Genomic DNA, 14,381 nt, shown 5'->3' with positions numbered 1-14,381 from the left:
AATCTCATAGATACCGTGTAATTTTGAGTTGATTTGCTCGCCGCTATCAAACGATATGGCCTTCTTTCCCTATTAGGTTTAACCACCTTACAGGGTCTATCCCAGGATATTTATGAGAAATACGATATCTATCGAAATCCTGTTTACGTATTTCTCAACAAATTTAGTATCACAGCAACCACTGGTATAGGTATCACTAGCTATTCGCATCAGTTGAGTGGCGTATATTTCTATCAGGATGCACAAAATCAATTCATCTTTTCAAATGATATTGAAAATCTGGGCAGCACATTTTCTGGTTATACGGACTGGCTGAATGATCCGCAACTAGGGTTCGAAACATCCCTTGAAAATCCTTTTGATTTGCCATTTGACTATCTATCCAATCCAGTATACAACCCTGCCTTAGGAGATCAAACATTCCTTGTAGATACAGACACTACTGATTTTGGATTTAAAGGAGGGTCACGGGGCATTCCAATCACACTGTCTATCCACTACAATTTTGACAAGTTCCGGATTGGTGCAGGTTACAGCTACGAATTTCACTTCCTTCGAAGGTTAGAACCTACAAACTATTTTGGCCAGGTTAGAAACTATGAACCTAATGTCAAACGCACACGCTATTCACGATTATTTGGAATGGTAGGGTATAAGTTCTACTCCTTTTGGAGCTATGATTTTGTGGCTGAGCTCCAGGTGGGTCGTATTACCGCAGGAAAGCAGTTTAATAATGGTGCAATTTCCAGAGGGATCTATACCAATCTGGGAGTGAGTATTGAGAACAATTGGTCTGAATATTTCCGGGTCATCATTCGACCCAGCGTAGATTTCAAATCTTATACCATCAACATCCCGGATGGTTCTACGGTAAGGCATAGTTATCCAACGTTCTTTATTCAGGCGGGAATAAGTATCAATATTCCGGACATCCCACGTTCGCCCATGAAGAGTGATCATGTGCAGCTTAAACATATCTACAGAGACCCGGTAACAGGCCGAACCATGGAAGTAAGAGGGCAGCCAATCTGGAAGCGCCAAAACCCCAAAGTAGGCGAAAATAATCGCCGTATGTGGCCAAAAAGAAAGAAAGCGATTAAAAAGCTGAAGACAAAAAATTAGTCATTATTGATCCGGTCTTTTTTATCAAATTCTGTTGTTGCCAAAGCAATGATTTCACCTAGAATTTCGCTAAATTGCGGGTTGATTTTTGGCTAACCCAAATAAGCATAAATGGCAGACGGAGATATCGATAACTTATCCTCATCCGAAGAGAACATTATCCCAATAAATATTGAAGAAGAAATGCGTGGCGCCTACATCGATTACTCGATGAGCGTGATCATTTCACGGGCCCTTCCAGACGTAAGAGACGGCTTAAAACCCGTTCACAGAAGGATTCTTTACGGAATGGACGAGTTGGGAGTTAATTACAATAAGTCCTATAAGAAGTGTGCGAGAATTGTCGGGGACGTGCTTGGTAAGTACCACCCACATGGAGATACTGCGGTTTACGATACCATGGTGCGTATGGCGCAGGATTGGTCCATGCGATATCCACTCGTAGATGGCCAGGGTAACTTCGGGTCTGTCGATGGTGACTCTCCCGCTGCGATGCGTTACACGGAGGCTCGATTAAGACGAATCTCAGAAGAACTACTGGCTGATATTCGGAAGAATACGGTGAATTACGTACCCAATTACGATGATAGTACCGAAGAACCAAGCGTACTGCCTTCAAAAATCCCTAACCTACTGGTAAATGGTGCAAGTGGTATCGCCGTAGGTATGGCCACCAATATGGCGCCTCACAACCTCAGTGAGGTCGTAGATGGCACGATTGCATACATTGATAATCGAGAGATTACCATTGATGAGCTAATGAAGCATGTGACAGCTCCGGACTTCCCAACAGGAGCGACCATTTATGGGTATCAGGGAGTGAGAGCAGCATACGAAACCGGTAGAGGGAGAGTAGTGCTTCGTGCAAAAGCGGATTTTGATACAACTAAGACCGGAAGGGAACAGATAATTGTAACTGAAATCCCTTATCAGGTAAACAAGGCAAGCATGATCGAGAAGACAGCTGCCTTAATCAACGAGAAAAAAATCGAGGGTATTTCGGACATCAGAGATGAGTCTGATAAGCAGGGAATGCGTGTCGTTTACGATCTTAAAAAGGATGCAATCCCGAATATCGTTCTAAACAACCTTTACAAGCAAACAGCACTACAGTCGTCTTTCAGTGTGAATAATGTAGCACTTGTAAAAGGACGACCTAAAACATTAAATCTCAAGGACTTAATCGTTCACTTTGTGGACCACAGGCATGAAGTGGTGGTTCGAAGAACAGAGTACGAACTGGATGAGGCCGAAAAAAGAGCGCATATCCTTGAAGGATATCTGATCGCGTTGGATAATCTGGATGAAGTAATCAACCTGATACGATCGTCTAAAGACCCGGATGAAGCTCGTATTGGATTGATTGAGAAATTCAGCCTTTCTGAAATACAGGCGAAAGCTATCCTAGATATGAGACTACAGCGTCTCACAGGACTGGAGCGCGATAAGATTCAAAAAGAATACGAAGAGATTCAGGCATTGATCAAAGAGTTGAAGGAGATTCTTGGGGATGAGGGCAGACGAATGCAGATCATCAAAGATGAGTTGCTGGAAATGAAAGAACGCTATGGAGACGATCGCAGATCTGATATTGAGCATAGTGCCGATGAGTTCACAGCTGAAGATATGATCCCGGACGAGGATATGGTGATTACCATCTCGCATCAGGGATATATTAAGCGAACGCCTTTGACCGAATACAGAACTCAGGGAAGAGGTGGAGTAGGAAGTAGGGCGGCTACTTCGAAAGATGATGATTTTACCGAGCACTTATTCATTGCATCAGCTCATAACTACCTGTTGATCTTCACAGAGTTCGGGAAGGTATTCTGGATCAAGGTGTGGGAGCTACCGGAAGGTAGCAAGGCGTCTAAAGGAAGACCTATTCAAAACCTGATTAACATTGAGTCGGACGATAAGGTACGTTCTGTCATCAACGTGAAAACACTAGACGATCCGGACTACATCAATAACAACTTCCTCGTGATGTGTACCAAGCGTGGAGTGATCAAGAAAACTTCACTGGAAGCATATAGCCGACCAAGAAGAAATGGCATCAATGCGATTACCATTCGAGAGGATGATAAGCTATTGAATGTACGACTTACCGATGGGGACAATCATATCGTGATTGCATGTAATACAGGGCGAGCAATTAACTTCCATGAATCAGACGTACGATCCATGGGACGAATGGCCTCTGGAGTACGTGGGATGAACATTACGGACAAAGAATTTGTGGTTGGTATGGTTTGTGTAGACTATAAAAACCCACCAAACCTGCTTGTGGTATCAGAAAAAGGATACGGCAAGCGTTCTGATCTGGAAGATTACCGCATCACCAAACGAGGTGGTAAGGGAGTGAAAACACTGAACGTTACAGATAAGACAGGAGCTCTTGTAGCAATCAAAGACGTGATTGATGGGGATGAGCTGATGATCATCAACCGCTCAGGAATTGCGATCAGGATGTCTGTAGACAATCTTCGGGTAATGGGAAGAGCAACTCAGGGTGTTCGACTTATAAAACTTAATGAAGATGATGAGATCTCAGCTGTTGAAAAAATCTCCAATATTGGAGGTGATGACGAAGCAGAAGGAGAGGTCGATCAGGAAAACGAAAACCAAAAGGATAACGAATAAATTAAACATTGAATAATGAGAACTTTTTTAACACTATTGTTAGCGGCTATTTGTATTGCGGGATACTCGCAGAAAAAGCCCAAAATCAACCAAGCGCTTTCAGCCATGGAAGATGGTGAGCTAGCCGAAGCGAAAGCAATCATTGATGCTGCCATAGAGCATGAAAAAACCAAAGATGATCCTGAAACCTGGTACTACAGAGGTCAGATCTATGCATCATTAGATACGGCTAGTGGTGAGCCAGGTGCAATGGAAGAAGCGCTTGAAGCGTTTGAAAAAGCGTTGGAACTCGATCCGGAACAGAAGAAGATTTCAACCTTTACCGGAGCTGGTATTGAGAATATCGACACGAAAAAGCAAGGGTGGTATGCGTACTACTACAATGAAGCAATTTCAGATTACAACGAGGAATCTTTCAGTTCTGCAGCAGACAATTTCGAAACTGCATTTTTCATTAACCCAAGCGATACCAATGCCATCTTAAATGCAGCTTATGCATCGGTAGCTGCCGGCGATGATGAACGAGCTAAAAGCAACTTTATGAAATCATATGAAGCTGGAGTAAGAGAAAAAACGGTATTCCTTCAGCTTTACAATTACGCCATAAGAGAAGAGCGCTATGAAGATGGACTTGATATCATCAGAAAAGGTAAAGATGCCTACCCGGATGATATTGATTTGGCAAAATATGAAATTAACCTTTTGATTCAGCTAAATCAAACAGAAGAAGCTAAAGCAGGATTGGAAAAAGCAATCGAGGCAGATCCAAACAATGCCGACTTGCATTTCAGTCTGGGCGTACTTAAAGAAGAGCTGGGTGACAAAGAAGGTGCAATGGCAAGCTATAATAAAGCACTTGAAATCGATCCGGATCACTACAACTCCAACTTCAACAAAGGAGTGGCTGTTTTCAATGAAGCAAATGAGTTGATTAAAGAGCGAAACGCACTTAGCTACAAAGAAGTAGCAAAAAGCAAGGAGCTGACAAAGAAGATTAATGTGAAGCTGGAAAATGCACTTCCTATTTGGGAGAAATTGTACTCACTTAATAGCTCAGATCAAACAGTGCTTGAGACACTCGGTTACATTTACAATAGCCTTGGCAAAAAAGACAAGTACAACAAAATCCAAGATGAATTGGACGCACTGAGCGGCAATTAATTAGCAAGAACATTCAAAGAAGAGCCGATCATTTAGATCGGCTTTTTTTATTCCATCTGTTTTAAAAGGACTTTTTCTGTTGATGGTAAAATGTCGTTATCAAAAAGAATTTTTGCACTGGCTGTGTGTAACAAAGGTTACAAGCAGCTATCTTGAGGTCTGCTACTTTTGTGGCCTGTTATGAACCTGATCCAACGTCTATTTCCAATTTTTCAATGGCTCCCAGCCTATAAAAAGGCTGACCTGAACGGTGATTTGTTTGCTGGGCTTACTGTGGGAGTGATGCTCATTCCACAAGGAATGGCATATGCGCTGATTGCAGGATTGCCTCCAGTTTATGGACTTTACGCATCCATCGTACCACAGATCATTTATGCCCTGTTTGGCACATCACGTCAGCTTTCTGTTGCGCCGGTAGCTATGGACTCATTGTTGGTGGCCGCTGGAGTCTCTGTATTGGCCACAGAAGGGTCAGAAAGCTACATTGCTTTTGCCATCCTGATCGCCTTTTTTATGGGTACTTTTCAATTGCTATTAGGCGTGCTCCGGTTGGGGTTTATTACCAACTTACTTTCAAAGCCCGTCATCAGTGGCTTTACTTCTGCTGCCGCATTGATTATCGCATTCAATCAACTTAAGTACCTTTTAGGCACTGAAATAACCAAAAGCAATCGGTTTTACGAAGTAGTGATGAATAGCGCCAGGCAGATCAATGAGACGCATGTCATCACGCTAATTATTGGCATTGCGGCTATTGTCCTTATTAAGTCTCTGAAGTCTTTAAACAAAAACATACCCGGTGCACTAATAGCCGTAATCCTCGGCACAGTGATCGTGTATTCATTACGATTAGATGATGCTGGTGTCAGTATTGTTCAGAACATTCCGCAAGGACTGCCATCAATGCAATTGCCAGACTTTTCTTTAGGACAATTCAGAAAGGTGTTACCACTGGCGTTTACCATTTCCGTTGTGGCATTTATGGAAGCATTCTCTGTAGCAAAGGCAGTAGAAGCCAAGAGGAGAGATCATAAAGTGATCCCAAATCAGGAACTCATCGGACTTGGAGCGGCCAACCTGATCGGATCTTTATTTCAATCCTACCCGGTGACGGGAGGTTTCTCTCGCACGGCTGTCAACCATCAGGCCGGCGCAAATACACCTCTAGCATCCGTTGTAAGCGCAGCTATTGTAGCGCTCACGCTCATCTTCCTGACATCCCTGTTTTATTTCTTACCTCATGCTATTCTCGCAGCAATCATCATGGTAGCCGTAAGCAACCTTTTTGATTTGACTTATGCAAAAAAGCTTTGGAGAGAAAGTAAAAAAGAGTTCCTTGTATTGCTGTTCACATTCCTTGTGACCCTGAACATCGGGATGGTAATCGGGATTGTCACCGGCATCATACTATCTATTCTACTTTTTCTGTATCGTGCGGCCTATCCACATATTGCTCGGCTAGGCCGGATCAAGGGACACCATGAGTTTCGAAACGTCACTCGCTTCAACAATCTTGAAACCTGGGAAGGTCTGATGATCATTCGCATCGATGCACCACTGAGTTTCATCAACATCCAGGAGATCAAAGATTATATTCAACATCTGCTCAGTAGAGAACCGAAGACCCGGGAGATCATCATTGATGCAGGACCCGTCAGTCACCTGGATGCAACCGCAGCAGACGGATTGCATACCCTGCTGGAAGAACTGAACCAGAAAGGAGTGAGGTTGGTTTTCTGTGACGTAATAGGACCTGTGAGGGACACTATGAAGCAGACCGGGCTAACGAAGACCATCGGAAAAGAAAATCTATTTTTGAGTTTGAGTGAAGCGGTAGAAAATGCATTAACCAATGCAAAAGACCCTTACAAAAAAGTAACCCTACAAACGAATGTCAAAGCGTAACAAATGTTACAAACCTGAACCATTTAGCGTCGTATTTTTGTAAAAGAAATAATTAAGATATGAACATCGAACAGATATATACCGGATGCCTGGCACAAGGCGCATACTACATTGAAAGTGAAGGAGAAGCGGCAATAATTGATCCGCTGAGAGAGTCTGCTCCCTATCTTAAAAAAGCAGACAAAGAAGGAGCGAAGATCAAATACATCTTTGAGACACATTTCCATGCAGATTTTGTCTCAGGACATGTGGATTTGGCGAAGAAGTCAGGTGGGAAGATTATCTATGGTCCGGGAGCGAAAGCTGAGTTTGATTTTCATGAAGCAACGGACGGAGAGGTGTTTGAGCTTGGTAAAATCAAGATCAAAGTGCTTCACACACCAGGGCACACCCTCGAGAGCACAACCTATCTGTTGATTGATGAAAACGGAAAAGAGCACGCCATCTTCAGCGGTGACACTTTATTCATTGGTGATGTAGGACGTCCGGATTTGGCACAAAAGGGAGACATGACCCAGGATGACCTAGCAGGTATGCTGTATGAAAGTCTTCGATCTAAGATTATGACTTTACCAGACGAGGTAGTAGTATATCCTGCTCATGGGGCCGGTTCTGCCTGCGGTAAAAACATGAGCAAGGAAACGTTTGATCTTTTGGGCAATCAGAAGAAAGCAAACTACGCACTTCGTGCTGATATGACCAGAGAAGAATTTGTCAAAGAAGTAACCGATGGATTACTTCCACCACCACAATACTTCGCCCAAAATGTCGCTATGAATAAGTCAGAAGCTGTTGGTCTGGATTCTGTACTTGAAAAAGGGAAAGTACCGCTAGACGTTGAGACCTTTGAAGCAATGGCTAACCACGAAGGAGCGTTGGTCCTTGACACAAGAAATCAAAAAGACTTTGTAAAAGGTCATATTCCAAATTCAATCTTCATCGGGATCGATGGGAATTTCGCACCGTGGGTAGGGGCTTTAATTCCTGACCTACAACAGCCAATCGTATTTTTAGCTGATGAGGGCAGGGAAGAAGAAGTGGTAACCCGATTATCCCGAGTAGGCTATGACAATACACTTGGATACCTGGATGGCGGAATCGATGCGTGGGTAAAGGCCGGAAAAGAGGTGGAAACCCTGGAATCCATTTCAGCAAATGAATTTGCGGAAGCTTATAAAGGAGGCAACCTTCATGTGATGGATGTTAGAAAACCGGGTGAGTTTGAATCGGAACACATAGAAGATGCAGAAAGCCTGCCGCTGGACTATATCAGCGAAAACATGGATCAGGTGGATGAAAACAAAAAATACCACATTCATTGTGCCGGAGGATACCGTTCGGTGATCGCTGCTTCCATACTTAAATCACGCGGATTTCATAATCTGGTAGATGTAGCTGGAGGCTTTAAAGCGATTAAGGATACGGATATCCCAACCACAAATTACGTATGTCCAACTACCCTGAAGTAAATAAATAGTTTGTTTTCCCCCTTGGAGCGGTTCAACGCTTCGAGGGCCAGGGAGAAGATCTCCTCCAAACAGTACGAACATTTAAAAATCATTAGATCTTATGGAATTTATCTATGAGCCATGGCCCTGGTACGTGGCAGGGCCGCTTATTGCCTTTATTATGTTAAGTCTGCTGCTCTCAGGAAAGCGCTTCGGACTAAGCAGTAACCTGAGAAGCATGTGTGCAGTAATGGGGGCAGGCAAGCATTGCGACTTTTTTGACTTTAACTGGCGGGCCCAAAGCTGGAACCTGGTCTTTGTGATAGGGCTAATCATCGGAGGGTTTATCGCCAATAATTTTATGGGGGCCGGAAATGTGTCCATTTCACAAACCACCATTTCAGAATTGCAAGCGATGGGATTTGAAAACCCCGGGGAAAGCCTGGTTCCTGTAGAACTATTCAGCTGGCATAACTTACTGACAATTAAAGGGTTAATTGCGGTTATTTTAGGTGGATTTTTAGTGGGGTTTGGGGCACGTTATGCGGGCGGATGTACCTCTGGGCACGCCATCAGCGGCCTGAGCGATTTGCAAAAACCATCATTGATTGCCGTGGTAGGATTTTTCATTGGAGGCCTGCTTGTTACTTATTTGGTTACACCATACTTATTAGCTCTTTAAATCAAAACATGAAGTTCTTAAAATTTATATTCTTCGGGATCATATTCGGTATTACACTTACAAAAGCAGAAGTCATTTCCTGGTATCGGATCTATGAAATGTTTCGCTTTCAATCATTTCACATGTACGGAGTGATCGGATCATCCGTGATACTCGGAATCATCATGATACAGATCATCAAACGTAGGCAGATTAAATCCATTGATGGTAGGCCTATCGAAATCGAACCGAAAGCACGTGGAATAAAGCGATACCTGTATGGAGGTATCATCTTTGGCATTGGATGGGCGCTGACCGGTGCATGCCCTGGACCATTGTTTATACTGGTGGGAAATGGATTAGGCGTTTTCCTTGTCGCCATTGCGTCAGCTACCTTGGGAACGTATGTATATGGAAGAATAAAGCACAAACTTCCGCACTATTAAAGCAAACACGATGTTGGTGAGATGCGTTGAATAAGAATCTATGAACAAAGCATTTCTGGAATCAATCTATCTGGCTCATCAAAAATGTAGCAACTGTCCATCTCAAAAAGAGGTGTCCGGTTTTTTCGATCGCTTGTTGGGGATAATGTTTCCAAACTTCTCCAGCCATCCGATCAAAGAAAAAAATCAGGTAGAAGCTCAGTTCGATGCGCTCAAAATTGAATTGAAACGGCTGTTAGGATCTGAATCGGAAACATCCGATACGATCGTAGATGACTTTTTTAATGCGTTACCCTTAATATATACTCGTTTGCAGCATGATGTAGACGCGCTGTATCAAGGTGACCCGGCAGCAAAGACCAGGGAAGAAGTCATCCGTTCCTATCCCGGTTTTTTAGCGATCGCCGCGTATCGCATCGCACATGAACTGTACACCTTGGAAGTGCCAATACTGCCACGATCCATTACCGAATATGCCCATAGCATTACTGGGATTGACATTCATCCGGGTGCCCATATCGGAGAACGATTTTTCATTGATCACGGAACCGGCGTAGTGATCGGGGAGACCACAGTTATCGGAGATGATGTCAAAATCTATCAGGGAGTAACCTTGGGAGCACTGAGTGTAGATAAAATATTGTCGAACGTAAAACGACACCCAACCATCGGTGATAAGGTCATCATCTACTCCGGAGCAACCATACTGGGCGGTGATACAGTGATCGGCGAGGAGTCAGTCATCGGAGGGAACGTCTGGCTGACCAGCAGTGTGCCCAAGGGATCCAAAGTGTATTACCAACCCACCATTACAAATCAGGAATCCAGGGACTCGATAATCATTAAGAACGCATGAAGCTATTTGACCTCATCGGTAATACACCATTGGTAGAAATTAACCGATTAAATCCGAACAAAAACATTAAAATCTATGGCAAACTGGAAGGTCAGAACCCGGGTGGCAGTGTAAAAGATCGGGCAGCTTTTGGTATGATCAACGGGGCAATGGAACGTGGAGAAATCAAACCTGGCGATCGATTGATTGAAGCCACCAGCGGAAATACCGGTATAGCCTTAGCAATGATCGCTCAAAGCATGGGACTGAAAATGACCCTGCTGATGCCGGAAAACAGCACCATAGAACGGGTGCAAGCCATGAAAGCCTACGGAGCAGAAGTCATTTTGACACCTGCAGAAGGAACCATTGAATACTCACGAGAGCTGGCGGAAAAGAAAGCGAAAGAGGAGGGCTATTTCATTTTAAACCAGTTTGCTAACCCCGACAATTGGGGCATGCATTACCGCACTACCGGGCCGGAAATCTGGCGCGACACCAAAGGAGAAATCACGCATTTTGTATCAGCGATGGGTACTACGGGTACCATTATGGGTGTTTCAAGGTATCTGAAAGAGCAAAATGAGAAAATAGAAATTGTAGGAACACAACCATCGGAAGGTTCCAGCATACCAGGTATCCGTAGATGGTCGCCAGAATTTTTACCAAAGATTTTTGAAAAGGAACGCGTGGATCGAACCATTGAAGTAAATGAAGAGCAGGCATGGAACATGGCTCGCAAACTTTCAATGGAAGAAGCGATCATGAGTGGCATGAGTAGTGGAGGCGCGCTCACGGCTGCATTGCAGGTTGCCAGCGAACTAGATGAGGGAGTGATCGTTTTTATCGTGTGCGATCGGGGAGACCGATACCTTAGCTCTGGACTATTTGATTAATTGGATGGAACAGAAAATCATTCTCATCTCATCTCAGAATCTATAAAATCCGTTTTAACAAACCTTTATAAAGTATGGCATATCAAAACATCTCACCAGAAAAATTCAAATCACTTATTGGCAGTGAAGATCATGTATTGCTGGATGTACGGACCCCTGCAGAATACGTAGAAGGCAAAATCGAGGGACATCAGCTAATCAATTTCAACACTCCGGACTTTCCGGAACAAATAGACAAGCTGGATCGATCTAAGAATTACCTGGTGTATTGCAGAAGTGGTAATCGCAGTGGCCAAACCTGCCAGCTGATGCAAAGCATGGGATTCTCAGGGAATCTTTACAATTTGGAGGGTGGCATTCATGCATGGAATGATGCATATGGGAATTCATAAGTCTCTCAGGATTTGTACCTTACAGCCATGTTGTTAACCATTCTATTATTAGCCACCTTGGTAGGAATTATTCTCTTTGTCCGCTACATCTTTAAAGACGAGGGCCCACATCATCAATAGCTATTTATTAGTGTATAGCTTTCTGTCAAAGTACATGGATCCGGCTAATAAGACAATGGCTACTACAGGACCTGGCCAGTTCGGATCTCCGATGGACAGGTGCGCATACAACGCCAGGATAAAATCAATACCAAGCCCATAATACGCCAGCTTCTTTAGTATTGGAGAAAGTTTGGTAACAATGGCCAGCACGGCCAGAAATTTTGCAATGCCCAAAGGGATGACCAATGCGCCAGAAAATCCTAGGCCTTCATACATTTCAGCCAGGGTTTCTGTTTGGGTAAAAGAGAAGAAGGCCTGGAAGAGCATCATCGCACAGAGTAGACCGGTAAAGACCCAGTAGAGTATTTTATTCGTTTTCATAGTTGTACGGTTGATCTAATTATCTATGAATTTACACAAACAGGGCAGTTTTATAAAATAGTTACTTAACATAATATAAATTATATAACAAAGCTGTTGTTTATTACTGCTGTCGCTATTTGACGATTTGCTGTCAGCTTCGATTATATAATGATATTATGTTAACCAGCAAAGCTGGACTTTGACGTGCACGTTTCTGTTGTTTGATTTTTTTGGTGCTGTGCTTCTAGCTGGGTTGTTATATAATTAGACGTTATATTAAATAGCCGCTCGGCCAGCGCACAAACCCTGCGCTCTGCCGTGCCCTGACCAAACGGCTATTAGGCTGTCTACAAAAAATCGGTAAAAAGTACAACAGGTTGATATTCAATAACTTATATATTTCTTCTGCTTACTACTTTTAAGCCACTACCTTATATTTCAATAAATTCTCCAAATCAAACATCTTTGAGGGCTCACTTATTATGTCGAGATCATACTCTCCGTGTATATTTATATGCTTCCATGATATTACATGGTTTGAAGAAATTGCATTTATTACCTCTAAAGCCTGCTTCTCATTCATTGCAGATAGTCTCTTTGTAAGTTCTAGGTAATTCCAAAGGACAATTACATTTTGGATTAAGGTTCTACAACCAAGGGCTATTTCCTGCTCTGACTTCTCACCAACTCTAAACTCCTGATTATCACCAAACCAAACATCCTTAGCGAACTTATGCCACAGTTCCCCTTTGTTAAGTTGCTTCTGCATTCTAGATCTTAGATCCGATTCATCGTAGTATTTAAGAAGAAATAGAGATTTATGTATTCGCCCCAATTCTTTAAGTGCCTTATATAATGGGTGACTTTGAGAGTAAGAACTCAGCCTTCTAAGTATAACTGAAGCTTTAACATGTTTGATTTTGATGGATACTAGTAATCTTAATATGTTATCCCATTGATCTTCAATGATTTTGACATTTATATATTTAGAATTGTCGGGAAGAATTCGATAGCCTTTATTTTCATAATGCCCCCTCTTTCTATTCTTGAATGTGTACATAATTTGATCCCCAGCAATTCGAGGCGCAAACACAATACCAATTGAGTAGCATATGCCACAGAGTATTTCCGTATAGCCATGCGTATCTGTGCTATGGATCGTACTTTCTACTTCTTCATTATCTAGTAATCCATCAATAACATATGTAGCCTCCCTCTCTGTTGGACTTATAATAGTATCATAAAATACTCGACTATACTCATCGATAAAGCTATAGGCTGTCACTCCTTTACCTCTACCAAAGTACTTATATGAATGACTTGCATGTATCGAAGGAACAGATACTCCAAATTTTTGCCCGTCACTTGATGTATGTAACTCGTCAACGGAAGCCTTAAAGTGCTGGGGTACAGAAAGCTTATCTATAACACTTAAAATGCGATTTCTTGCTTCGTTAATATTTTCTTTCGAAAAATACCAACGAGCTGTGTTCTCAAGTTTTTCTGCATTTAGTCCATGGGTTATTCGACCCATTTTCCTAACACCAATATTACAACCTAATCCAATTATTGCAGCAAATATCACCTGCACCTCAGGAGTTTCATGACCACCTTTCATAGCAAAATGTGTAAAGCATTCTGTAAAATCAGTCGCATCCTGAATGTCTGAAAGAACCTTTACTAATGGGACTACTTCATCCTTGTTTAGGAGGTTGTCAATTATCTCTGATCCTAAATCCTCAGCCTTGTCATTGGTCACAAAAGGCTTTCCATTCTTCCTAAACTTCAAGTTATCATTCTCAGAAAGGTTTTGATTTGTTTTCTCATACTGTTCATCCAATTTTTTTTCGAGTGATATTATTACATCAGTAAAGTCTCTTAAATGTGACAAGTTTACTTTTTCTAAAAGGTATTCTTTATCCCTCTCCCAGGTTTCATCATCAATCATATAATCATTGATAGATCTGTAATCATTGGAGTACTTTAGATTTAGTGATCCCGATTTGATATGGAATGCTGATTCATTGAATAAGAGCGATCTGTAAATCTTATTATTTATTTGGCTGCTACTGTGAGTTTGGACGTACTTACCCTGACTAGAGTTAAGGAATCCTATTGGTGCACTAGATCCTAAGTTTCCATCTTTATATTGAAAGTGTTCAACAGCTCGGTAGATCTCTTTCTCAGAAGTTTTACCATCAAACTTCAATGAAAGAACAATATCCTTTAATCTTCTAGCAAGCTTGATTGAACCCTCTTCTACTTTAGAGTAGAACATTTCATCTTTCAATTTAGTAGATACTGTAAGCTCAAGTTGTTCGAGCTCCTTTTTAATTGTTTCTACCACATCGGGACGACTTCTTATTACATTGAGTGCCGCGACAATTCGTTCTTCTGCAGAAGATCT

General features: G+C 42.3%; 12 protein-coding genes. 10 read left to right on the top strand and 2 right to left on the bottom strand.

Annotated elements, in window-relative coordinates:
- The first annotated feature begins 33 nt into the window (after positions 1–33).
- The 10 genes from ACP14Y_RS00060 to ACP14Y_RS00015 all read left to right on the top strand — a co-directional run bounded on the left by ACP14Y_RS00060 (position 34) and on the right by ACP14Y_RS00015 (position 11,509).
- Positions 34–1,122, top strand: a complete 1,089-nt coding sequence (locus ACP14Y_RS00060) for a hypothetical protein (RefSeq protein ID WP_424960924.1) — start codon at positions 34–36, stop codon at positions 1,120–1,122.
- Positions 1,123–1,233: 111 nt separating this feature from the next.
- A complete protein-coding gene (gene gyrA, locus ACP14Y_RS00055; RefSeq protein WP_424960923.1) occupies positions 1,234–3,765 on the top strand; it encodes a DNA gyrase subunit A in 2,532 nt (843 codons plus the stop codon).
- Positions 3,766–3,780: 15 nt separating this feature from the next.
- Entirely contained in the window at positions 3,781–4,926 is a 1,146-nt protein-coding gene (locus ACP14Y_RS00050; protein WP_424960922.1) for a tetratricopeptide repeat protein, read from the top strand.
- Positions 4,927–5,106: 180 nt separating this feature from the next.
- Positions 5,107–6,831: a SulP family inorganic anion transporter gene (locus ACP14Y_RS00045; RefSeq protein ID WP_424960921.1), complete on the top strand. Its 1,725-nt coding sequence runs from the start codon at positions 5,107–5,109 to the stop codon at positions 6,829–6,831.
- 59 nt (positions 6,832–6,890) lie between these two features.
- Positions 6,891–8,300, top strand: coding sequence for an MBL fold metallo-hydrolase (locus ACP14Y_RS00040; protein ID WP_424960919.1), 1,410 nt, complete (start codon positions 6,891–6,893; stop codon positions 8,298–8,300).
- Positions 8,301–8,400: 100 nt separating this feature from the next.
- Positions 8,401–8,961, top strand: coding sequence for a YeeE/YedE family protein (locus tag ACP14Y_RS00035; protein ID WP_424960918.1), 561 nt, complete (start codon positions 8,401–8,403; stop codon positions 8,959–8,961).
- An 8-nt stretch (positions 8,962–8,969) separates the two neighbouring features.
- Positions 8,970–9,386, top strand: a complete 417-nt coding sequence (locus ACP14Y_RS00030; RefSeq protein ID WP_424960917.1) for a DUF6691 family protein — start codon at positions 8,970–8,972, stop codon at positions 9,384–9,386.
- A gap of 40 nt (positions 9,387–9,426) precedes the next feature.
- Positions 9,427–10,242: a serine O-acetyltransferase EpsC gene (epsC, locus tag ACP14Y_RS00025; protein WP_424960916.1), complete on the top strand. Its 816-nt coding sequence runs from the start codon at positions 9,427–9,429 to the stop codon at positions 10,240–10,242.
- A complete protein-coding gene (gene cysM, locus ACP14Y_RS00020) occupies positions 10,239–11,117 on the top strand; it encodes a cysteine synthase CysM (RefSeq protein WP_424960915.1) in 879 nt (292 codons plus the stop codon). Before epsC ends, cysM begins: the two co-directional genes overlap by 4 nt.
- 74 nt (positions 11,118–11,191) lie before the next feature.
- The gene (locus tag ACP14Y_RS00015; RefSeq protein ID WP_424960914.1) at positions 11,192–11,509 is read left to right on the top strand and encodes a rhodanese-like domain-containing protein; all 318 of its coding nucleotides are present in this window, start codon (positions 11,192–11,194) and stop codon (positions 11,507–11,509) included.
- 120 nt (positions 11,510–11,629) lie between these two features.
- On the opposite strand, the gene ACP14Y_RS00010 is transcribed toward ACP14Y_RS00015, so the two are convergent.
- Positions 11,630–11,992 carry a DoxX family protein gene (locus ACP14Y_RS00010; RefSeq protein WP_424960913.1) on the bottom strand — a complete coding sequence of 121 codons (363 nt, stop codon included), beginning with the start codon at positions 11,990–11,992 and terminating at the stop codon, positions 11,630–11,632.
- Positions 11,993–12,392: 400 nt separating this feature from the next.
- On the bottom strand, positions 12,393–14,381 hold a 1,989-nt coding region (locus ACP14Y_RS00005; protein WP_424960912.1), incomplete at its 5' end, for a Tn3 family transposase.

Source organism: Ekhidna sp. (assembly GCF_965247405.1).
In the GTDB taxonomy this organism is placed as follows: domain Bacteria; phylum Bacteroidota; class Bacteroidia; order Cytophagales; family Cyclobacteriaceae; genus Ekhidna.
This window is presented reverse-complemented; position numbering and strand designations above follow the sequence as displayed.